At 29.6% G+C, this 21441-nt stretch carries 22 protein-coding genes; 6 read left to right on the top strand and 16 right to left on the bottom strand.

The window, feature by feature from the left end:
- Position 1: 1 nt before the first annotated feature.
- The 8 genes from FBF06_RS02015 to lgt all read right to left on the bottom strand — a co-directional run bounded on the left by FBF06_RS02015 (position 2) and on the right by lgt (position 9962).
- The gene (locus FBF06_RS02015) at positions 2–730 is read right to left on the bottom strand and encodes a gluconate 2-dehydrogenase subunit 3 family protein (RefSeq protein WP_002855611.1); all 729 of its coding nucleotides are present in this window, start codon (positions 728–730) and stop codon (positions 2–4) included.
- A 135-nt stretch (positions 731–865) separates the two neighbouring features.
- Positions 866–1570, bottom strand: a complete 705-nt coding sequence (locus FBF06_RS02010) for a tetratricopeptide repeat protein (RefSeq protein ID WP_057096437.1) — start codon at positions 1568–1570, stop codon at positions 866–868.
- Entirely contained in the window at positions 1570–3399 is a 1830-nt protein-coding gene (locus FBF06_RS02005; RefSeq protein ID WP_032592040.1) for a dynamin family protein, read from the bottom strand. The genes FBF06_RS02010 and FBF06_RS02005 overlap by 1 nt, the downstream gene beginning before the upstream one ends.
- Positions 3389–5575 carry a dynamin family protein gene (locus FBF06_RS02000; RefSeq protein ID WP_057044136.1) on the bottom strand — a complete coding sequence of 729 codons (2187 nt, stop codon included), beginning with the start codon at positions 5573–5575 and terminating at the stop codon, positions 3389–3391. Before FBF06_RS02000 ends, FBF06_RS02005 begins: the two co-directional genes overlap by 11 nt.
- Positions 5576–5602: 27 nt before the next feature.
- Positions 5603–6328, bottom strand: coding sequence for a fumarate reductase iron-sulfur subunit (locus FBF06_RS01995; RefSeq protein ID WP_002854302.1), 726 nt, complete (start codon positions 6326–6328; stop codon positions 5603–5605).
- Positions 6321–8312, bottom strand: coding sequence for a fumarate reductase flavoprotein subunit (locus FBF06_RS01990; RefSeq protein WP_057044137.1), 1992 nt, complete (start codon positions 8310–8312; stop codon positions 6321–6323). Before FBF06_RS01990 ends, FBF06_RS01995 begins: the two co-directional genes overlap by 8 nt.
- Positions 8296–9078: a fumarate reductase cytochrome b subunit gene (locus FBF06_RS01985; protein WP_002854660.1), complete on the bottom strand. Its 783-nt coding sequence runs from the start codon at positions 9076–9078 to the stop codon at positions 8296–8298. The genes FBF06_RS01990 and FBF06_RS01985 overlap by 17 nt, the downstream gene beginning before the upstream one ends.
- A 68-nt stretch (positions 9079–9146) precedes the next feature.
- Complete coding sequence (gene lgt / locus FBF06_RS01980; protein WP_057044138.1) at positions 9147–9962, bottom strand: prolipoprotein diacylglyceryl transferase; 816 nt, start codon at positions 9960–9962, stop codon at positions 9147–9149.
- Positions 9963–10052: 90 nt separating this feature from the next.
- On the opposite strand from lgt, the gene FBF06_RS01975 reads away from it, so the two are divergent.
- Entirely contained in the window at positions 10053–10952 is a 900-nt protein-coding gene (locus FBF06_RS01975) for a membrane lipoprotein lipid attachment site-containing protein (RefSeq protein WP_038401046.1), read from the top strand.
- Positions 10953–11026: 74 nt separating this feature from the next.
- Here FBF06_RS01975 and FBF06_RS01970 read toward each other — a convergent pair whose 3' ends face one another.
- The 8 genes from FBF06_RS01970 to gatC form a co-directional block, all read right to left on the bottom strand.
- Positions 11027–11815, bottom strand: a complete 789-nt coding sequence (locus FBF06_RS01970; protein WP_002858718.1) for a shikimate dehydrogenase — start codon at positions 11813–11815, stop codon at positions 11027–11029.
- Entirely contained in the window at positions 11812–12648 is an 837-nt protein-coding gene (locus FBF06_RS01965; RefSeq protein ID WP_002935674.1) for an SPOR domain-containing protein, read from the bottom strand. The genes FBF06_RS01970 and FBF06_RS01965 overlap by 4 nt, the downstream gene beginning before the upstream one ends.
- 13 nt (positions 12649–12661) lie before the next feature.
- Positions 12662–13207 (bottom strand): DUF1882 domain-containing protein, encoded by a 546-nt coding sequence (locus FBF06_RS01960; RefSeq protein WP_002859481.1) that lies wholly within the window; start codon positions 13205–13207, stop codon positions 12662–12664.
- Positions 13204–14448 (bottom strand): serine hydroxymethyltransferase, encoded by a 1245-nt coding sequence (locus FBF06_RS01955; RefSeq protein WP_002860267.1) that lies wholly within the window; start codon positions 14446–14448, stop codon positions 13204–13206. Before FBF06_RS01955 ends, FBF06_RS01960 begins: the two co-directional genes overlap by 4 nt.
- Positions 14445–15950, bottom strand: a complete 1506-nt coding sequence (gene lysS / locus FBF06_RS01950) for a lysine--tRNA ligase (RefSeq protein ID WP_002858694.1) — start codon at positions 15948–15950, stop codon at positions 14445–14447. Before lysS ends, FBF06_RS01955 begins: the two co-directional genes overlap by 4 nt.
- On the bottom strand, positions 15951–16424 hold the full coding sequence (locus FBF06_RS01945; protein WP_002854230.1) for a Fur family transcriptional regulator: 474 nt from the start codon (positions 16422–16424) through the stop codon (positions 15951–15953). It lies immediately after the preceding gene.
- A gap of 43 nt (positions 16425–16467) precedes the next feature.
- Positions 16468–16989, bottom strand: a complete 522-nt coding sequence (locus FBF06_RS01940) for a CvpA family protein (protein ID WP_168977509.1) — start codon at positions 16987–16989, stop codon at positions 16468–16470.
- Positions 16990–17056: 67 nt separating this feature from the next.
- Positions 17057–17341, bottom strand: a complete 285-nt coding sequence (gene gatC, locus FBF06_RS01935) for an Asp-tRNA(Asn)/Glu-tRNA(Gln) amidotransferase subunit GatC (protein WP_002860269.1) — start codon at positions 17339–17341, stop codon at positions 17057–17059.
- Positions 17342–17484: 143 nt separating this feature from the next.
- Between gatC and FBF06_RS01930 the strand changes: the two genes are divergently transcribed.
- From FBF06_RS01930 to FBF06_RS01910, 5 genes are all read left to right on the top strand, one after another.
- On the top strand, positions 17485–18063 hold the full coding sequence (locus FBF06_RS01930; protein ID WP_032580912.1) for a hypothetical protein: 579 nt from the start codon (positions 17485–17487) through the stop codon (positions 18061–18063).
- Positions 18060–19058: a hypothetical protein gene (locus FBF06_RS01925; RefSeq protein ID WP_002908484.1), complete on the top strand. Its 999-nt coding sequence runs from the start codon at positions 18060–18062 to the stop codon at positions 19056–19058. Before FBF06_RS01930 ends, FBF06_RS01925 begins: the two co-directional genes overlap by 4 nt.
- A complete protein-coding gene (locus FBF06_RS01920; protein WP_002859475.1) occupies positions 19055–19345 on the top strand; it encodes a hypothetical protein in 291 nt (96 codons plus the stop codon). The genes FBF06_RS01925 and FBF06_RS01920 overlap by 4 nt, the downstream gene beginning before the upstream one ends.
- Positions 19332–19961: a type III pantothenate kinase gene (locus FBF06_RS01915; protein ID WP_002908485.1), complete on the top strand. Its 630-nt coding sequence runs from the start codon at positions 19332–19334 to the stop codon at positions 19959–19961. The genes FBF06_RS01920 and FBF06_RS01915 overlap by 14 nt, the downstream gene beginning before the upstream one ends.
- A 117-nt stretch (positions 19962–20078) precedes the next feature.
- A complete protein-coding gene (locus tag FBF06_RS01910) occupies positions 20079–21425 on the top strand; it encodes an FAD-dependent oxidoreductase (protein ID WP_002902577.1) in 1347 nt (448 codons plus the stop codon).
- Positions 21426–21441: the final 16 nt, after the last annotated feature.

Raw genomic sequence — 21441 nt, 5'->3', positions numbered from 1 at the left:
TTTAACTCTCCATATCTGCTAAACTCATAGGTTCAATGTTAAAAAATTCATCACTTGCAATTTTATCCACATAGCTCATTTGTGCGCCTGGATATTGCATCATTCTCCAACCATTTTTATTATCATTTCCGCCATAAATTGGATCAGCTAAAACTCCAGCTACTGTCATATCTCTTAAAAGAGTGAAAAAATAAGAAGATTTAAAACCCGTAGTTTGAATTTTTCCTTTTTCAAAATCGCTTAGAATTTTATCCTGATCTCCACCTTTAAGCAGAGAAAAAGATTTTTTATAACGCTTTTGAGCATTTTCTTCAAGAGCATGCACACCTTCTAAAAAAATATCTTTGCGTTGCATAGGAGTTTGATAGCCTTGTTCAGCTTTACCCTCAATGAAAGGTCCTTGCATATATTCTCTATCATTATAACCATAAGCACTAGCTAGCTGATTATCGATAAAATAAGGTACGCCTAAACCTATAGCTCCTTCTCCTTGCTCATCTTTAGGATAAATTCTTTCACAGGCTGCACTTAAGGTATCAAATTCAGTTTGAGTTTGAAAAAACATTCTACCTCTAACTTTATTTGATTTTCCTTGTGAAGCTTGATGCGAATGCGTAAGTTCTGCTGCCTTTAAAACAGCACCGCCACCTATAGTACTAGCTGCTACTACAGAACCACCTAAAAGCCCTAGTTTAAAAAAGCTTCTGCGATCAATAATATTGTCTTGCATTACTTCTCCTTGATAATAATTTAAACAAGACTATATTAGCCCTATTAATATAAATTTAACTTTAAAAAGCGATAAATTTTGTGTTATTCTTAATTTTATTTAAGAATATCTTTGAAAGTAATGAAAATAGAACTTTTAATAAAGCTCTATATCTTTAGAATTAAGTTCTTTATAAGCTGCACAAGCTTCTTGATGTTTTTGATCACAAGCCATACCAAAATATCTTTTTGCCTTTGTTAAATCTTGTTTTTCTAGTTGATTATAGCGTCCTAACAAATAACAAGACTCACCAAAACCTAAAGTGCAAGATTTAGAATAAAAAGCAAAGGCAGATTTTATACTTGCTTTAACAAGCTCTCCTTTATCATATAAAGACCCTAATTGATAACAAGCTCTTGCATTTTTTAAATCACAAGATCTTTTATAAAAACTTGAGGCCATTTGTCCATCTTTTTCTTTTTCATAAAATAAAGCTATATTATTACAACTTAACGATTCTCCTAAAGTACAAGCTTTATTAAAAGCCAAAAGAGCTTCATTTTTATAACCTTGATTTTGCAAAAGCAAAGCCATATTAGAACACGCACTTGCTAAACCTAATTTGCAAGCTTTATCATAAAATTTATAAGCTTGATTTAAATCCTTACTCATACCCTTAGCACTTTCGTACATAAAAGCTAAAGAAAAACAAGCTTTAGAAATATCTTTTTCACAAAGGCTTTTAAAAATTTCATAAGCTTTATCAAATTTATTTGCTTCATAAAGTTTTAAACCTTCTTCTAATTCACTTAATGCAAGTAATGAATTAAAAAATAAAAATAAAGCTAAAAATATTCTCATCAATCTTCCTTTATACTTTCTCTAACATTTAAAATCTGTACTCTTCTTTTTCGAAGTTCTGCTTTTTTAAGATCTAAAAATTTACTTTTTTCTTGGATTAAAATTTGACTTTGTTCTAAAAAATTTTTTGCAATTTTTGTCAAAATAGGCTTATTAATAAGCAAAGCTTCAAACTCATAAACATTTAATTCATTTAAAACTCTTTCATAAATTTCACTTTTTTTAGGATAAAAAAGTACAAATTCAGAACTATCAAGCTCATAAAGAACACGGCTTTCATTGATTTTACGACTAAAAAATGCAAGGCTTAGTTTTGTAGCATTTTCATAATTTGTAAAAGCCTTAAGATTTAATTTTTCAAAAAATAAATCAAGTTCTAAAATACTTTTAAATAAAAGCTCTTTAAAATCTTTCAAAAAGTACTCATCACTTGCATTGCAAAAAGCTCTTAATTCACTAAAATTTTTATCACTTTGGAAAATATGATCTTTTTGTATGTTTGAAAATTCTGCTTTAAAAAGTAAAATTTCTCTCTCGAGTATGTTTATAAAGTCTTTTAATTTCATCTTGATTTCTTCAAAAGATTTATAAAGTTCATTTTTGATTTTTTTAAACTCTTTACTCATTGCATCACTATTGTAAAACATCGCCAAAAAAGCATCGTCACTTGAAATATAAGGTGCTTTATAATCATATCTTGTGTATAAATCTTTCTTTAAAAATCCTTTGCTTTCTTTGTAAAAATAAGCATCTTTTTCCTTAACACTTGCAAAAATTTCACTAGAAATTCTTTCGCTAATGCTTTTAAGCTGTTCTAAAATCTGATGATTTAAAATTTCAATCTCTTTTAAAAAAAATTCATACGCTAAAAGTAAATGCTTTTCATAACTTTGAAATTGATTTAATAAACGATCAAAAATACCTACAAAAAGTTGATTTTCATCTTCTAAAATTTCGCATAAATTTAAAATTTTTCTTTTAACAAATTTTTCTTTTAAAGCTGTTGTATCTAGCTGAGTTAAAAAATCAAGCAAAGATTGAAAATTAGATTTTTCATAGCTTTGCTCATCTTTAGCTTCTTTGCAAGAAATGGCAATAAGCTCATCAAAATATTTTAAAAATATACTTTTTGCATAATTTAAAACATTATCTAGCTCTTCTGTGTTTAATTTATCTTTTTGATTTAATACACAAATGCTATTTTCTCCTAAAAGTTCTAAATTTGCTTTTATGGCATCTTCTTCACTTTTTTTACCTGCATTATCAATCAAACTTAACCAAATCGCTCCATGAATATTTTTAAGCTCATCAAGAGTTGCTAAAGTATCATTTTCATTTGCATTTAAACCCGGAGTATCTACAAGAGTGATTTTTTCAAGTAAAGGAATAGGTGCAAAAATATGCAAACTTTTTGCTTGTTTTACTTCATTTCTTTGATCCGTATAAAAGGCTAATTTTTCTATATTTGTGATAATATCACTTCTATCTTCAAATTCTACTCTTAAAAAATATTCTTTTGCATAGCGTAAAAAAGTAGGTTTAAAAGTAACAGGAACAACACCCGTAGGCAAACAATCACACCCCAAGATCAAATTTAGTAAACTTGATTTACCACTTGAAAACTGCCCTATAATAGCGATATTAACATTCTTATCCAAAGAAAACACAAGCTCTTTTAATTCATTTTCTAAAGCATAACTTGCATGCATAAAAGGCTCATTAAGTTCCTTGCAAAGCTCTTGAATACGCCCTTTAAAACTATCATCAAAACTCACACTATAAGTATTTTCATAGGCTTTTATAAAATCATTTAAAAGATTAATCTGCATTTAAAAGCCCCATTTCAAGTTGTTTTAATTTTTCAATTTTTTCTAAATTTTCTTCAAAAGAATTTAAAATATTAATATCTTGATTTTTCAGACTCTGTAAAACTTTTTCAAGACTTTCTAATTTTGATTTTTGATTTTTTTCATAATGTTTTAATTTATCATTTAAAAACTCAAAAAATGCTCCATTGATATTTAAAGAATTTAAAATTTCGCTCATTTTAAATTCTTTAAAAGTATCAAAAATAACTGTATCTAAATTCGTTTCAAGCTCATATAAATCTGATTTTAAATTGCTTAATTTTTCAATTTTCAATCTTAAAAGTGCAAATTTTTCACTTTGAAAAATACTATCTATATTTTTTGAAATTCCATCTTTAAAACCTTCAAAACCATTATCAAAATCATCTTTTAAAAAATCATATTTTAAAGACAAATTTGTTTTAAGCTCCTCGATTTTTTTAATATTTTCAAATTTAATTTCTCTTAAAATATCATTAATCCCATCTTTTGTAGTAATATCAACTATATTTAAAATACGAGAAAGATTAAGCTTTTGTGCATTATTTTTTAAATATTTAAACTCATCTATCAAGCGTTCTTTTAATTTTTTAGCCAAAAGTAGAACAAGATTATCTATACCATTATCTATATTTTTAAGTTTTACAATGGAATTTGAAATTTCATCTTGTGCTTCTTTTAATAAGATATTTTGCTTTTGAAGTTCAAGTAAAAGCTTTTGATTTTCTTCACTTACACCTTGTTTATTCTCCTTAATAAGACGATTTTGCATTTCATATTTGCTTAGAATATTTTTAAGTTCCAAATGTAATTCTTTTTTGTAAGCTCTTAAGGCAATCTTGCTTTTTTCTCCTGCATAAAGCTCGTTAAAAAGATAGTTTTCAAATTCTTGCATACCACTTTTTTGCAAACTTTCCTTAGGTGCTAAACCTTTATAAAAATCACTTGCCATTTTAGCACTCACACATAAAAAATCAATCTTTTCCACCAAATTTTCATCTAAATCCACAAGTCTTGATTTTAAGCTTTCTTTGGTATAAACAATGACTTCTTCTAAATCCTTTTTGCTTAACAAATCCGCTTTAGTTAAAACAATTAAAAACTTACTCAGCCTTGAATTTAAAAGACAATGCACCAAAAAGTCTGCATCTTTTTGAGTTAAGCTTTGAGAAGCATTCATTAAATGAATTAAAAAATCACTTTCTCTAAGATACTCATTTGTAACAATTTCTCTTTGAACTACAACATCATCAAGCCCTGGGGTATCAACTATGGAAATATTATTTTTTAAAAAATCTAAATGACTTTTAATTTCTATTTTTTTAATTAAAGCTGAAATTTTATTTTTAGCTGAACTGAAATTTTTAAGTTCACAAAGTGCGATATTTTGTATTAAAGGTTTATCCTTGATAAAATCCTCTATATTTACACTCTTATCCAGTTTATCAATAAATTCTTTTAAATCTGCATTAAAGTGCGAACTTTCAAGTATATTTTGCCATTCTTTTTTATCCCAAAAATATATCTTTGCTTCTTCACTCTTACCATAGCTTAATACTGTTAAATTAGCTGTTTCAGGTATGTTTGAAACCCCTAAAAAATCTTCTTTTAAAAGAGCATTTAAAAGGCTTGATTTTCCTGCATTCATCACGCCAGTGATGGCTATATTAAACTCTAAATTTTGAAATTTTTCCAAAGTTTTTTGAAGTCTTGATTTTAAATTTTCATCAAAACTTAGCTTTTGAAGCTCCAAATTAATGGTGTTTAATTCTTTAAAATCATTTTGAAATAAAGCTTTTTGATCTATACTTTGAACTTTTTCTTGAGAAATAAAATCAAACATTTCGGTATTTTTCGAAATTTTTTCTAAAATTTTTAGAGCCTTAAGTAAATCTTGCTTTGGAACAAAACCTGATTTCAAAAGATTTAAAATACAAATTTGAGCATTTTGTATACTAAAAATATCCACTCTTAAATCAATTTTTTTGCAAAGCTCTTGAAATTCTTTTAAGAGAAAATATCTTTCATAATTGTCTTTATTGACACTTAAAATAATCGCGCACTCGGTCGTATTAAGTTTGTTTTTATCTTGAAATTTAGCATCAAAATTTAAAAATTGAAGTTCATTTTGCCAAATTTTTTGGAATAATTCTTTCATAATCTTCCCCTTAAAAAGGGGAAAGATTTATTTATTTCTTTGAGCGACAAGTTGTCTTCTCATGTAAGCGATTTTACTTTGTAAAGGTAATTCTTTAGGACAATTATCTTCGCAAGCAAGCAATGACATACAACCAAAAACACCATCATCATCGCCCACTAATTCATAAAAATCTTCCACACTTCTATGGTCATGCGGATCTTGTAAATATCTAGCTGTTCTTAAAAGTCCTGTAGCAGCTATGAAATTTGGACGCATAAGTTTAGTTGCACAAGAAGCTACACAAATTCCACACTCTATACAACGATCAAGTTCAAAAGTTTCATCCGCAACTTCTGGCTCAATGCGTTCTTCAAGTTTAGAAATATCAGTTTCTTTTTCATTATGCACCCAGCTTTCAACACGCTTACACATGTCTTCAAACCACTCGCCTGTATTCACGCTTAAATCTTTAATATGCCTAAATGCAGGCATAGGCATAAGCTCTATCACTCCATCAGGATAATCTTTAGTTAAAGTTTTACAAGCAAGTTTTGGCACTCCATTAATCATCATTGCACAAGATCCGCAAATCCCTGCACGACAAACAAAGTCAAAACTCAGATCCGCATCCATTTTTTCACGGATCAAAGTCAAACATACAAAAACCGTCATAAAAGGAGTTTCTTCAAGCTCATAAGTCACAAAATGTGGTTTAGAAATTTTGCTTAAAGGATTATATTTAAATGCCTTTATTGTCAATTTTCTACTCATAATCAACTCCTATTCTTTGGTTTGGTGCTTTATATTTAGCTTGTAATTCATAAGGCATTAAAGCGTTTTGAATTTCATAACGACCTTTGCCTTCAGCTTCCATTTTTTCACGTATTGCATCCACTTCAGCTTGGCGTTTTTCACTTAAAGGATTTTCTATAATATTTCCTTTAGCTCCATATCCACGGAATGCTGGTGGAATTTCCATTTTCATAATATCAAGCTCTTCATATTCTATGCGTGGTAATGTTTCGCCTTCTACCCAAAAAGTATTGGTTCTTTTCATCCAATTTAAATCATCTCTTTTTGGATAATCTTCCCTATAATGCGCCCCACGACTTTCTGTTCTTAAAAGCGCTCCATAAGCTACACAAAGTGCTATTTTTAACATTCTTGGTACTCTATACGCTTCTTCAAGCTCTGGATTTGCACAATCAAGTTCTTTACAATGTACTTTAACATCTTGAGAATCTTTATAAAGTTTTTCAAGTTCATCTACTGCTTCTTTCAAACCTTCACCTGTTCTAAAGATGGCTACCTTATCCCACATAATTTCTTTCATTCTATTTTTAATTTCAAAAACATTATGTTTACCCTCTTTATCTACTAAAGATTTTAAATATTGATACTCTTTAGTTAAGAAGTCTTTTACTACATTTGTGTCAATTACTTCACCATTATTTTTACAATAATCTGCAAAATAATCTCCCACTATCATACCTGCTACAACAGTTTCAGCACATGAATTTCCACCTAAACGATTAAATCCGTGCATATCCCAGCAAGCTGCTTCTCCACAAGCAAAAAGTCCGTTTAACCATTGACTTTCACCCGTTGGTTTAGTTCTAATTCCACCCATAGAATAATGCTGCATTGGAAGAACTGGAGCCCAACCTTTTGGACCTTCATCTGCTGGATCAATACCATTAAAAGTTTTACAAATATCTTGCACATCGCGAAGATTTTTTTCCACATGCGCACGACCCAATATAGAAATATCAAGCCATAAATGATCTCCATAAGGACTTTTTACACCTTTACCTTTACGAATATGCTCCATCATTCTACGACTTACCACATCACGGCTTGCAAGTTCTTTTTTCTCTGGCTCATAATCAGGCATAAAACGATATCCATCCACGTCACGTAAAATTCCGCCATCGCCACGACAACCCTCAGTAAGCAAAATACCGCTTGGCACAATAGGAGTTGGGTGAAATTGCACTGCTTCCATATTAGAAAGTCTACAAAGTCCCGTTTCAAGAGCGATAGCCGCACCTGTTCCTTCGCAAATTACCGCATTTGTAGTTTGTTTATAAATTCTACCATAGCCCCCTGTTGCTATCATAGTTCCTCTTGCGATATAAGCAATGAGTTGTCCATTGGTTAAATCTCTAGCAATCACACCTAAGCATTTTTTACCATCATGGATAATTCTTACTGCTTCCATTCTATCAATAATTTTTACTTGATATTTAATAGCTTCATTTGCTACACCATAAAGCATACAATGCCCTGTTGCATCTGCGATATAGCAAGTTCTCCATTTTTTAGTTCCACCAAAATCTCTAGCATTAATAAGCCCGTGCGCTTCTTCTTTTTCTTCAATCACAGTTTTTTGTGCATTGATTACAACAGTTCTTGGACCTTTAGTAACTCTAGTCCAAGGCACACCCCAAGCCGCAAGCTCACGCACTGCTTTTGGCGCAGTTTGAGCAAACATTCTTGCTACTTCTTGATCACAGCCCCAATCACTTCCTTTTACTGTATCTGCGAAGTGAAGATCTTCATTATCACCCTCACCTTTTGCCCCATTTGCTAAACTTGCCTGCATACCTCCTTGCACCGCTGCAGAGTGAGAACGCTTCACTGGACAAATACTTAAAAGTGTTACACTTTGGCCACTCTTTGCTACTTCAATAGCCGCTCTAAGACCTGCTAATCCTCCGCCTATTACTAAAGCATCACTATATTGTATATTCATAATTTGCTCCATTGTAGTTTTTTATCATCGCAGTAGTTTGAGTTTGATTTTGGTAGTTTTCATAACCTATTTTTATAAATGCTGCAAGACTTAACACACCTAAAACTAGGAAGAAAATACTGATTATCCATTTAGCAGTTTTAAGCTTTTTGCGACTTTCTTTTACATTTTTTCCTTCAAACCAACCCCATTTAACACAAAGTCTATAAAGCCCTATACTTCCATGAAGTTCAACACAGACTAAAAGAACAGCATAAAAAAGCCACATAAAATGGCTTACAACCCTATCTCCTGACATATCGCCGCTGATTTTATCTGCATTGGTTACAATAAAAATAAGATGAGCAGAACCTAAGAAAAACATAATAAAACCTGTAAAAGCTTGAACCCACCATAACGAAGTATCGCTGTGATTCATTTTTTTACTGTGTGTTCTTAGTATTTGATACTGACGGTAATTAATAGGAAATTTTCTCATTGCAAGTAAAGCATGAACGAAAAAAACCACTAAAACACAGGCGGCTAAAAATGAAGTAAGATAACTCATAACAGGATTATCGTAAACAAATTTTAATTCTAAAAAATGTACCACAGAATTAAAAAAATCCTCACTGACTAAAATTGTAGAAACAAAAAGCATATGCACCCACATAAAAAGACCTAAAAAAAGCCCTGAGGCGCTTTGGATAAAGTCTAATTTCGCAGGCATTTTACTTTTTTTGCCCTCAATGCTCTTACCCAAATAACCTTCGATAAGCTCACGCATCTTTACTCCTTTGTAAAAAGAAATTAAAAAAATCCATTTCATTATATTACAAAAGTCTTTAAGATAGATTAAATATTTACTTTTTTAAACTTTATACAAATATAAACTAACAAAGCTGTTATAAACATTATAAAACTTAAAATTTGCCCCATACTCATACCCCATAAAACAAAACCTATACCAAAATCGGGCTCGCGATAAAATTCACATATAAATCTTGCCAATGAATAAGCACCAGCATACACAAGAATCAATTCCCCTTGAAAACTTTGCTTAAATCTTGCTAAATAAACTATAATAAAAACAACAATACCTTCTAAAAATGCTTCATAAAGTTGCGATGGATGGCGCAATACTCCATCAACATAAATTCCCCAAGGCACATTTGTAATGCGACCAAAAAGCTCTTGATTTAAAAAATTTCCTATACGACCAAAAACATAAGCCAATGGAACACTTAAAGCAACCAAATCAAGAAAAATCCAAGGATTTGTTTTATATTTTTTACAAAACAATAAAGTAGCTATCAAAAATCCTATAATTGCTCCATGATAACTCATACCTCGAATACCTATAAATTCACCATTAATATAAGGATTAAAAATTTGCCAAGGATGAGTAATATAATACATAGTATTTGCATCATAAATCAAAATATATCCAAGCCTTGCACCTAAAATAACCCCTATTTCAACCCATATAAAATAACTATCCAAATGTTTTTCATTAATGTCTAGTTGAAATTTTCTTACAAAAAATTTAGCCAAAAGCAAAGCCAAAAGCAAAGCTATAACATACATAATGCCATACCAATGCACCTTTAAACCAAAGATGCTAAAAGCTATAACATTAAAATTTGAATAAATATGCTGCCAAAATTCCATATATCTTTCCTAATTTTCTTTTATAAAAATATAACAAAAAAAACTTTAACTTGCTATAATTAACACAAACACATTAAATAAAGGTAAAAAATGAAAAAATATATTTTACTTGCTAGTAGTATGTTAATTTTAGCAGCTTGTGGAAGTACAAGCAGTAATTTTGTCAATGTTTCTATGCCAAATTTTAAACCCCAAGTTCCAACAAAGGTTGAATCTATTGATTCTGGAGTAAGCATTGCTCTTGAGCCTATTAATATAGAACAAAATAACAATTATTCTGATTATTTTGAAAATTCAGTGCTTAAAATTCGCATAGAAAAAGAAATTGATCTTTTAAAACAAAATTTAGAAGAGCAGATCAAAACCATCGCTCAACTAAAAGGCTATAAAATAGTTACTACTAATCCAGACTACACTCTTAAAAGTTCAATCAGTATTTATACGGAAGAAAAAAATGCACAAAAAACAAGCAATTTTATGAGTGGAGATTATGTAAAATCCAATTTAGGTATAAATTTTAAAGGTAAAATAGATTTTATAGATGCACACAATCCACAAAATTCAACCAATCTTTCAAGTAGCACTAAACTAGATTCTTTAGTTGCGCTTAACTATCCTATTAAAAATGATGATGGGGTTAATATGTTTAAAACTACTATCTCTACCGTACCAACTCAACTCAATAAAGGTTTAGAGCAACCTGCTTTTGAAATTGATAAAAGTTTTTTAGCTTTTTATAAAAATACATTAAATACACTTTATAACAATCTACCAAAAGCAACAGACATAGGCAAAACTATACCTAATACAAACAGTGGTTTTAATAGTTTTGATGGCGATGCTACCTTTGAAGAAAGCTTACCTCAAACAAATTCTAATCAAAATAATACAATTGAAAACACGCCTACACAAAATATTCCTACAAATCCATCTTCAACAAATCAAAATAATCAAAGTAAAAATCAAGATGGGGTAGAAATATTTGAATGATAAAACTTGTGGGAAAATTAAACTTTCTCACACAAAAAATAAGATTTTCTTATACAAGAAAAATAACTATCATTCTACTTTAAAATCAATGCCTGTTGCATTGCATTTTTTATCATCTCTCTTTTATCTTGTATTTCAAAAAAAAGTTCAAAAGCAAAAACTCCTTGCCATAAAAGCATATCAAGTCCATCTTTAATTTTTAAATGATACTCTTTACACAATCTATAAAAAGGTGTTTCTCTACCATAAATTACCTCAAAAGCAAATTTAGCTTTAGGTAAAATTCTATCTAAAAGCTCTCTATCACAAGGTAAATTTTCATCTTTTAATCCAGCAGAAGTTGAATTTATAACCAAATCAAAGTCAAAATCTTGCAAGTTTTTATAAAGATAAGTTGGATAAGCTAAAAAATCTTTAAATCTTTCTTTACTACGATTAGCTATATACACTTCTACGCCTTTTTGTTTTAATGCATAAGCAAGCGCCAAAGCTGTACCTCCAGCACCCAAAATCAAAGCTTTTTTTATATTATCAAAATCCTTAATAGCTTCTAAAAAACCTAAAGCATCAGTATTATAAGCGTAAATTTTATCTTCTTTTAAGCATAAAGTATTTGCAGAGCCAATATTTCTAGCAAAATCATCCTTCACATCAGCAATATCTAAAGCTTTTTCCTTAAAAGGCAAAGTAATATTAGCTCCACTAAGTCCTAATTTAAAAAAATCTTCTCTTAAACAGTTAGCATTTCTTAAATGATAGCGTGTATAAATGCTATCAAGCCCTAAGGCTTTAATAGCATTATTATGCATTCTAGGCGATTTAGAGTGAGAAATAGGATCGCCTATAACTGCTAAAAATTTCATTTTAAAGTAAAAGAAAAAGCATCTTTTGCAATATCCTTACGGATTTTAGCAAGTTCTGCTGCAATATCTGCCTTTTCAAATGGTCCTATTAAAACCTTGGTAATTTCTTTACCTCCAACTGTAGTTTTATAAAGTTTATAATCATAACCTTTTTGCTTTACAGAAGCAAGTTCTTTTGATTTTTGATCCAAATTACTTACTGAGAAAATTTGCACATAAATACCCGATGCTAAACCACTTGGATGTACAGGTTTAGCATCAACATTTTTAAATAAATCATTTGCATTTTGTTCTTTTTTAGGGGTTTGTTTTGCACTTTCTTTTTCTTTTTTTACAGCTATTTGTTTTTTTGCTTCTTCTTTAGGTTTTGCAGTTTGTGTTACTTCTTGTTTAGGAGTACTTGCTTGTGGAGTGGTATTTTCTGAAGTAGTTGCTGTTGGTTCTGCTGGAACTTCTTGATCAGGCATAGCAAAATTTGTAGTATCATTGTTATTTGAACTAGAGGTTGTTGTATTTTGAGTTGTATTTTGTTCATCTTGAAATTGTTTTCTTAATGCCTCAAATTGATCTTCTGCTGAAGTATTATCTGTAATTGGCATACTTTCAAAAGAAGTATCATTGTTATTGTCTTGAGTTGCTATAGGTTCACTTGGCAATACACTTTGATTTTGCGTATTTTCATCACCACTACCATTAATAAGCTTCATAACTATCATGATAGCTAAAAACAAAATAACTAAAGCAATAACTCGTAAAAGAATTTTTTTTACTTTTTCACTTTTATTACTTTTTTCTAAAATAATATCATCAAATTCATTTTTTTGATTTTCCATAATTTGTCCTTTCTTACATATGCTTAGACCAAGAACTTCCTCGTTCTTTTTGATAAACCTCATAAGGCAATATTAAAATATTAAATTCCCTAGGTACATCCATGCTAGGAAACACCTTCCATTCTACTGGCATTTTACTTGCAAACATCATTGAAAGTTTAGACGCTAAAGAATAACCTTCGTTTAACGCCGTGTGTCCTTTGTGAATATAAAGATGTAAATGTCCTGGAGTTTTAGTCTTATAGGCTGTGAAATTTATAAAACCTTCTTCTCTTAAAATAAGTTGTGCACGGTGATAAAATCTTTCAGCATTAAAACCATTATAATCAAAGACAATATTTTCTACTTTATTATCTTTTGTTATTAAATCATGAGCGACAACAATTTTTTTAGCAGCGTGTTCTCTCATGACATTTAAATTTAAAGGAGCATCAACTCTTTCAAATTTATCAAAAAATAAGCGACCTCTATGTGTAATTTTATTTACAATTTTATCGCGTCTTATATAATAATGATCGCCAATTATTTTAATTAGCGACATATCCATTGGTGAAATCAAAACATAGCCCTTTCATAAATAATAAAATTACTTGCAAGTTTTTTTAATTCTTGTTTAATATTCTCTTGTAATTTTTCATTATTAATATCATCTAAAATATCTGCAATATAATTTGACACAATTTCCATTTCTTTTTCTTTAAAACCTCTGGCAGTAAGGGCTGGAGTTCCAAGTCTTAATCCACTTGTGATAAAAGGACTTCTAATCTCTCCTGGAACGGTATTTTTATTTGCAGTAATACCTGCATTTCCAAGAGCTAAATCTGCATCTTTTCCACTAAATTCACGATCTAAAAAACTCATTAAAACAAGGTGATTATCCGTTCCATCGCTAACAAGTTTAAATTTTCTATCCATTAAAACATTAGCTAAAACTTGAGCATTAGTTCTTACTTGTTTTGCATAAACTTTCCACTCATCGCTAAGATTAAATTTAAATCCTACTGCTTTTGCAGCAATTACATGCATCAAAGGACCACCTTGAATACCTGGAAAAATGGCAGAATTAATTTTTTTAGCAAGCTCTTCATCATTTGTCATAATAATACCACCTCTTGGGCCACGCAAAGTTTTATGTGTAGTTGAGCTTACTACATGAGCGTATGGAAAAGGACTTGGATGCTCACCTGCCACAACAAGACCTGCAATATGCGCTATATCAGCAAAAAGATAGGCACCTATTTCATCAGCAATTTCTCTAAATTTAGCAAAATCAATCACTCTTGCATAAGCACTAGCTCCACAAACTATAAGTTTTGGTTTTTCTTTTTTAGCAATTTCTCTTACTTTTTCATAATCAATTCTTCCATCAAGTTCTACGCCGTAAAAACAGCTTTCATACATTTTGCCCGAAGAACTTACTTTTGCACCATGAGTTAAATGTCCACCATGACTTAAATCCATTCCTAAAATTTTATCACCTGGATTAATCAAAGCCGCATAAACACCTTGATTAGCTTGAGAACCTGAATTAGGCTGAACATTAGCAAATTTACAATTAAAAAGTTTTTTACATCTTTGAATGGCTAGAGTTTCAATCTCATCAACAAATTCACAACCACCATAATATCTTTTACCCGGATAACCTTCTGCGTATTTGTTTGTCAAGATACTTCCCATAACTTCCATTACTTCAGGTAAAGTGAAATTTTCACTCGCTATCATTTCAAGACCTTCACATTGACGCTCTAACTCTTTGTTTGTTAAATCAAAAATTTCTTTATCAAACATTTCTAAACTCATTCTTTCTCCTTTAGTTCTGATTTTAATGGACGCATTGCAGGAAACAATATCACATCACGAATGGATTTTTTATTTGTCAAAAGCATAACAAGTCTATCTATACCTATGCCCTGCCCTGCCGTTGGAGGCATTCCATAACCCAAAGCATTTACAAAATCTTCATCCATTTCACAAGCCTCTTCATCGCCTGCATTTTTAGCTTCAATTTGTTTTAAAAATCTCTCATATTGATCAAGAGGATCATTAAGCTCATTAAAACCATTTGCCAATTCTCTTCCGCAAATAAACAACTCAAATCTCTCAGCAATCTGAGAATCCTCATCGCTACGTCTTGATAAAGGACTTATGGAAATAGGAAAATCAATCACAAAAGTAGGATTGATCAATTTTTCTTCCACATAATTGTCAAAAAGTTCAGCTTGCAAATGTCCAAGTTCAAGCTTTTCATTCGCTTCAAAACCATCTGCTTTTAATTTAGTAAGAATTTTTTCCTTATCTTCGATTAAATCCCTATCTAAACCACCATACTTACAAAGTGCGTCTTTATAGGTTATTCTTTCAAAAGGTTTAGAAAAATTTATCATTTTTCCATCAAATTCTATTGTTTTTCCTAAATTAAGTTTATCCAAAAGTAAAGCAAAAAGTTCTTCGGTTAAATCCATTAAATCTTTATAATTATGATAGGCCCAATAAAATTCTATAGTTGTAAATTCGGGATTATGAGTTAAATCCATACCTTCGTTTCTAAAACAACGATTGATTTCAAAAACCGCCTCAAAACCACCTACTATAAGTCTTTTAAGATAAAGTTCTGGAGCAATTCTTAAAAATCTTTCTACGCCTAAAGAATTATGAAAAGTTACAAAAGGCTTAGCGTTTGCTCCACCTGCAATCGGATGCATCATAGGAGTTTCTACTTCTAAAAAGCCTTTATTTTCAAAAAAATGACGGATTAAACTCACCACTTTAGAACGCACTAAAAAATCTTTTCTAACTTCGACATTCATTATCATATCAACATAACGTTTACGATATCTTTGCTCAATATCTGTTAATCCATGATATTTTTCAGGTAAAGGAACAATAGCTTTTGTAGCGAGTTTTACTTCGCTTGCATGCAAACTAAATTCACCTGTTTTAGTTACAAAAGGAAAACCTTTAACCAAAACAATATCACCCACCTCTAAATTCTTTTTTAAAATCGTATAAAGCTCTTCGCCTACGCTATCTTTACTAAAATAAATTTGTAAATTTGTATCCTCATCTTCAATGTTTGCAAAAATTGATTTCCCAGCTATACGCAAAAGTTTCAAACGTCCTGCAACAACAGCATTGACACTTTCATCTCTTTTTTCAACTTGCTCTAAAATATAAGAAAATTTATCCTTAAAAGTCTTTAAAGACATTTCCTTTTCTAAAAAATGAGGATAAGGATTAATCCCTAAATTTTTTAACTCTTTAGCTTTTTCTATTCTTTGCTGCTCTAAAATATTATCAAACATTTATATTTTTACCTTTGCTTTTTGATTATTACAATCACCACAAACACCATAAAGCTGCATCAAATGCCCTGTAAGTTTAAAACCATGTTCTTTTGCAATCAAGGCTTGCTGTCTTTCTATAATAGGATTTTCAAATTCTATAATTTTTCCGCAATTTTTACATATCATATGATCATGGTGAGGTTTATTGGCAAGCTCGTATTTTTTACCTGCCGAACCAAAAGAAATGGAAGTTACCATTTCTGCTTCTTCAAGCAAATTTAAAGTACGATAAACAGTTGCAATTCCTACATTTAAATCAGGTTCAGCTTGTTTGATTTCCATATATAAACTTTCGGGTGTGTAATGAGTATCACTGTGATAAAGAGTTTTTAAAAGCACTTCTCTTTGCTTAGTATATTTAAGTCCGCCTTGTCTTAATATTTTTTTAAATCTCTCAAGTAAAACATCATATTCCACATTTTCTATCAGCATATCACTCCCCTTTTTGAGTATTGTTTAAATCACTTACAATATCTTACAACTTTTCATTAGCATGATCTAGACTATTTTCTGTTAAAGGTTGATTCATAATAAAAGATCCCGTTTCTTTAAGTAAATTTAAAGTATAGCTATTTTTAGCAAAATTATCTAATTTATCATTTAAAAAATCGATTCTTGCTACACAAAAAACCAAAATTGCAAAAATTAAAAAGATTTTTGCTCCACCAAATATAAAGCCACCAATACGATCTAAAAAACCTAGGCCACTTAATTTAATCAACTTAGAAAGAAAATTACCCACCAATAAACAAACTATCCAAAAAATAATTAATATGGCCAAAAATCCAGCAAATCCAGCTAAGCTTTGATTTTCTATCTTATAAAAAGCACTTTGTATAAATTCAGCTGCTTGAGTTGCATATTTTGAAGCAATAAAAACACCACCAATAATACCCAAAAGTCCAAAAATTTCTTTTATCAAACCATTGATAATACCCTTAAGCCCTAAAAGCAAGGTAAATCCTAAAATAAAAGCATCAAACCAATAAAAATTCATTTCAATCACTCTCTGATTTTTTTTGTTTTAAATTTATTCTACAAATAAGCACTAAATGCTAAGTTAATCATTCTATGATTTTAGGAACAACAAAAAAATGTTCTTGTTTTTTTGGAGCACAATCTAAAACCTCATCAATAACATTGCTATTTCTTATTTCATCAATCCTCAAAGGAGCTCCACCTTTTATAGTACTCACAGTAATCTCTTGGGAATCTAAATCAAGTTCGTTTAATTTTGCAACAAAATTCACAATTTCACTTAACTGTGCAATGGTTTCATTTCTGTTTTTTGTTATTTGTAAAGCACTTAATTTTTCAAGCTTGCTTAATAATTTCTCATCTATTTGCATTTCTTAAACCTTAATAAAAAAGTTAAAATTTTGAAAATTATATCATAAAAAGCTTTAAATTGTTTAGGATATTTTGCAATTTATATGATACAATATCATAATTTTTCTATACAAAAATAAAAATATTTTTTCAAGGATAAATTTTGGGACTAAAAGATAATTTAAAAGCTGTTAAAAATGAACTTAACACAGAAGAACAATTTATAGAAAATTTTATCAAAGGAGAGAGATTTATACGCAAGTATAAATTTTATATATCTGCTGTTGTGATAATTTTAGTTGCTTGGTTTGCTGGAAATTTTATAATCTCAAAAATAAACGATTATAAAACAAAAGAAGCAAATGAAATTTATGCCAATCTAATACAAGATCCTAGCAATAAAAATCTTTTAGAACAACTTAAAAATAAAAATACCAATCTTTACGCTATCTTTTTACTAAAAGAAAATATTAATGATTTTAATAATACAGCTCTCCAAAATGAACTAAAACAAATTTACAGTAATACTCAAACAAACACTTTACTTAAAAATATTATCGCATTATCTTTAGGGGATAAATCGATATTTTTAAAAAATTATGATAAATTATTAGAAGCTTACAAATTTTTAGAGCAAAATAAAATCGAAGAAGCTAATGTTTTACTTTCTCAGATAAAAGAAAATTCAAGTTTAAATCAAATAGCTAAAAATCTCAAACATTATCAAGGCATTACACAATGAAAAAAATATTTTTAACACTATTTTGTTTAATATTTCTATGTGCTTGTGGCACCAAAAGACAATATTTTGAACCAAAACAAACCGATGGAGATTTAAGTCATAATAGCAATTTAAAAAGTAAAATCGTTGATTGGAATCTAGTTTCTGCAAAACTTAGCAATAATACAGCTATCTTAAAAAATAATATTTCCATAGACAAGTTTAAACTTCCTAAAAATTATATGCTTTTAGCTTATCAAGATGGGGAATATTTTACTGCAGATAATAATGGAAATTTAAAAATTTTTGACAATTCTTATAATGAAATTTATAATTTTCAATTTGACGCTAGTGTTGTAGGAGTAGCTTCTAATGGAGATGATTTAGCCCTTGTACTTGCAAATAATACTATAGTTCTTGCAAATCGTTCTTTGGGTATTAAATTTAGTCAAACCCTAACCTCAGCTCCAGCTCAAGACAGTCGTACCGCTAATCCTATATTTTTAGACAATATCATCGTATATCCAACGCTAGATGGCAAAATTTTAATTCTTTCAAGAAACAATCTTCAAGTCATTAAAGACGTGGTTATTTCGGCAGAAAATTTTTTCAACAATGTAATCCATCTAAGCGTAATCGGAGATAAACTTATAGCAGCAACAGCTAAAAAAATCATTATTGTAAGCCCCGCTAGAACTCTTTATCTTGATGCTGACATAAAAGATGTTGCACTTAGCGATGATGGTATTTTTATACTAGAAAAAGATGGCACTATTATTAAAACTGATTATAACTTAAGAAAAATTGCGGAAAAAAAATTTGAATTTGCTATTTTTGTAAAAAGTAATATATACAATAATTATTTATATATTTTTGAAAAAACAGGCTATCTTATCAAAATGAATCTAAATTTAGATAATGCACAAATATTTAAACTTTCAGAAGCTATTGATAAAATTTCTTTCATGGAGAATGGTAAATTTTACTACGGAGATAAAATTTTAGATTTGTTATGATAAAAATTTTAGAACAAACAATAAAGTCTTTAAAATTAAATTTAAAGCCCTATGACTTAAGTATGTTGACTAGAAAAAAAAGTTATATTTGTGCTAAAGATCAAAATAACATTCTTTTTATGTATACAGGAAAAACAAAATTTTTAATGAAAGATGCCTTATTTTTAGAAAATCTAGCACAGCAAATTAACATAAATAACAAATATTTTTTTAGCATGGCTTCTCTTTGCTCTAAAGCAAAAAATCATCTAGAAATGAAAGGATTTAATATCTATGTTGCTCTGTGATATTGGGAATTCAAATGCTAATTTCCTAGATGATAACAAATATTTTACTCTTAGTATAGATCAGTTTTTAGAATTTAAAAATGAACAAAAAATTTTTTATATCAATGTCAATGAACATCTCAAAGAACATTTAAAAAATCAAAAAAATTTTATCAATCTTGAACCTTATTTTTTATTTGATACAATTTATCAAGGATTAGGAATCGATCGCATAGCAGCTTGTTATACTATTGAAGATGGGGTTGTTGTAGATGCAGGTAGTGCTATTACAATTGATATTATTTCTAATTCTATACATCTTGGTGGTTTTATCTTACCAGGTATTGCAAATTATAAAAAAAATTATAGCCATATTTCACCACGATTAAAAAGTGAATTTAACACTCAAGTTAGTCTTGATGCATTCCCGCAAAAAACTATGGATGCTTTAAGTTATGGTGTTTTTAAAGGAATTTACCTACTGATAAAAGATGCCGCTCAAAATAAAAAGCTTTATTTCACTGGTGGAGATGGACAATTTTTAGCAAATTATTTCGATCACGCAATTTATGATAAACTTTTAATCTTTCGAGGAATGAAAAAGATTATAAAAGAAAATCCCAATTTACTTTATTAAAAATGTTACAAAAATTCTCATTGATATCAAACCTTAATGAAATTTAACTTTTTGTAAAACAAATTCAATTAAACTTTATTTAGAAAAAAGTTTATTAAAATAAAAAAAGGAAAAACAATGGGTCAACAAGAATTTGATGTGCTTGTCATCGGAGCTGGAATTTCGGGAGCAGCATTATTTTACGAGCTTGCAAGATATACAAATATTAAAAATATTGCTTTGATAGAAAAATATAATACAGCTGCAACATTAAATTCTAAGGGAACGAGTAATTCTCAAACCATTCATTGTGGAGATATTGAAACCAATTATACTTTAGAAAAAGCGCGAAAAGTAAAAAGAACAGCTGATATGATAGTTAAATATGGACTCATGCAAAATGCGCAAAATAATTTCATGTTTTCTCATCAAAAAATGGCTCTAGCTGTTGGAGATATAGAATGTGATTATATGAAAAAACGCTATGAAGAATTTAAAGAACTTTATCCTTATATAAAATTTTTCGATAAAGCAAAAATCAAACAAATTGAACCCAAGGTTGTTTTAGGAGAAGATTGCAATCAAGATAGACCTGAAAATATCTGTGCCATGGGTGTTGAAAGCGGCGAGGTTTTTACAACTGTAGATTTTGGGAAAATGAGTATAAATCTAATAGAACAAGCCCAAAAACAAAATAAAAATACTTTCGTTGCCTTTAATCAAGAAATTATTCACATAGAAAAAAAAGATGATATTTTTATATTAAAAACCTCAAATCATCAAGAATACCATGCCAAAAGCGTAGTTGTCAATGCTGGGGCGCACTCTTTATATTTAGCACATAAAATGAACTTAGGTATGGATAAGTCTTGTTGGCCTGTTGCAGGAAGTTTTTATTTAACCAAACAAAAACTTTTAAATGGCAAAGTTTATATGGTGCAAAATCCTAAACTTCCATTTGCAGCCCTTCATGGAGATCCTGATTTGCTTGCTGATATGAACACTCGCTTTGGACCTACTGCACTTGTTATTCCAAAACTAGAACGTTATCATGGTCTAAAATCAGTTCCAGAATTTTTTGAAGCACTAAAACTTGATAAAACTGTTTTAAAAGTAACTTTTAATATGTTTAAAGATGCAACAATTAGAAATTACATCTTTTATAATTATCTTTTTGAACTACCTTTTATTGATAAAAGCTTATTTGTTAAAGATGCCAAAAAAATAGTCCCAAGTCTTAAAGCAAGCGATATTTATTATGCGAAAGGTTTTGGAGGCGTAAGACCACAAGTTATTGATAAAACTAAAGGAGAATTAATGCTAGGTGAAGCAAGCATCACAGAAACCCCTGGTATTATTTTCAATATGACTCCAAGTCCTGGGGCAACAAGTTGTTTAGGAAATGCTGAAAGAGATGCAAAGCTTATATGTAATTACCTAGGAATGGAATTTAACGAAGATAAATTTTCTTCAGAATTATTGTAATCATTTTGTTTCTATT

The sequence above is a fragment of the Campylobacter sp. CFSAN093227 genome (assembly GCF_012897855.1).
Classification (GTDB): Bacteria; Campylobacterota; Campylobacteria; order Campylobacterales; family Campylobacteraceae; genus Campylobacter_D; species Campylobacter_D jejuni.
Note: the sequence above shows the minus strand (reverse complement) of the source record. Positions and strands in the feature narration are given on the sequence as shown.

What these genes read in the sequence shown, in the direction of transcription:
- FBF06_RS02015 (WP_002855611.1), bottom strand. Translation starts at nt 730, where the DNA reads ATGCAAGACAATATTATTGATCGCAGAAGCTTTTTTAAACTAGGGCTT.
- FBF06_RS02010 (WP_057096437.1), bottom strand. Translation starts at nt 1,570, where the DNA reads ATGAGAATATTTTTAGCTTTATTTTTATTTTTTAATTCATTACTTGCA.
- FBF06_RS02005 (WP_032592040.1), bottom strand. Translation starts at nt 3,399, where the DNA reads ATGCAGATTAATCTTTTAAATGATTTTATAAAAGCCTATGAAAATACT.
- FBF06_RS02000 (WP_057044136.1), bottom strand. Translation starts at nt 5,575, where the DNA reads ATGAAAGAATTATTCCAAAAAATTTGGCAAAATGAACTTCAATTTTTA.
- FBF06_RS01995 (WP_002854302.1), bottom strand. Translation starts at nt 6,328, where the DNA reads ATGAGTAGAAAATTGACAATAAAGGCATTTAAATATAATCCTTTAAGC.
- FBF06_RS01990 (WP_057044137.1), bottom strand. Translation starts at nt 8,312, where the DNA reads ATGAATATACAATATAGTGATGCTTTAGTAATAGGCGGAGGATTAGCA.
- FBF06_RS01985 (WP_002854660.1), bottom strand. Translation starts at nt 9,078, where the DNA reads ATGCGTGAGCTTATCGAAGGTTATTTGGGTAAGAGCATTGAGGGCAAA.
- lgt (WP_057044138.1), bottom strand. Translation starts at nt 9,962, where the DNA reads ATGGAATTTTGGCAGCATATTTATTCAAATTTTAATGTTATAGCTTTT.
- FBF06_RS01975 (WP_038401046.1), top strand. Translation starts at nt 10,053, where the DNA reads ATGAAAAAATATATTTTACTTGCTAGTAGTATGTTAATTTTAGCAGCT.
- FBF06_RS01970 (WP_002858718.1), bottom strand. Translation starts at nt 11,815, where the DNA reads ATGAAATTTTTAGCAGTTATAGGCGATCCTATTTCTCACTCTAAATCG.
- FBF06_RS01965 (WP_002935674.1), bottom strand. Translation starts at nt 12,648, where the DNA reads ATGGAAAATCAAAAAAATGAATTTGATGATATTATTTTAGAAAAAAGT.
- FBF06_RS01955 (WP_002860267.1), bottom strand. Translation starts at nt 14,448, where the DNA reads ATGAGTTTAGAAATGTTTGATAAAGAAATTTTTGATTTAACAAACAAA.
- lysS (WP_002858694.1), bottom strand. Translation starts at nt 15,950, where the DNA reads ATGTTTGATAATATTTTAGAGCAGCAAAGAATAGAAAAAGCTAAAGAG.
- FBF06_RS01945 (WP_002854230.1), bottom strand. Translation starts at nt 16,424, where the DNA reads ATGCTGATAGAAAATGTGGAATATGATGTTTTACTTGAGAGATTTAAA.
- FBF06_RS01940 (WP_168977509.1), bottom strand. Translation starts at nt 16,989, where the DNA reads ATGAATTTTTATTGGTTTGATGCTTTTATTTTAGGATTTACCTTGCTT.
- gatC (WP_002860269.1), bottom strand. Translation starts at nt 17,341, where the DNA reads ATGCAAATAGATGAGAAATTATTAAGCAAGCTTGAAAAATTAAGTGCT.
- FBF06_RS01925 (WP_002908484.1), top strand. Translation starts at nt 18,060, where the DNA reads ATGAAAAAAATATTTTTAACACTATTTTGTTTAATATTTCTATGTGCT.
- FBF06_RS01920 (WP_002859475.1), top strand. Translation starts at nt 19,055, where the DNA reads ATGATAAAAATTTTAGAACAAACAATAAAGTCTTTAAAATTAAATTTA.
- FBF06_RS01915 (WP_002908485.1), top strand. Translation starts at nt 19,332, where the DNA reads ATGTTGCTCTGTGATATTGGGAATTCAAATGCTAATTTCCTAGATGAT.
- FBF06_RS01910 (WP_002902577.1), top strand. Translation starts at nt 20,079, where the DNA reads ATGGGTCAACAAGAATTTGATGTGCTTGTCATCGGAGCTGGAATTTCG.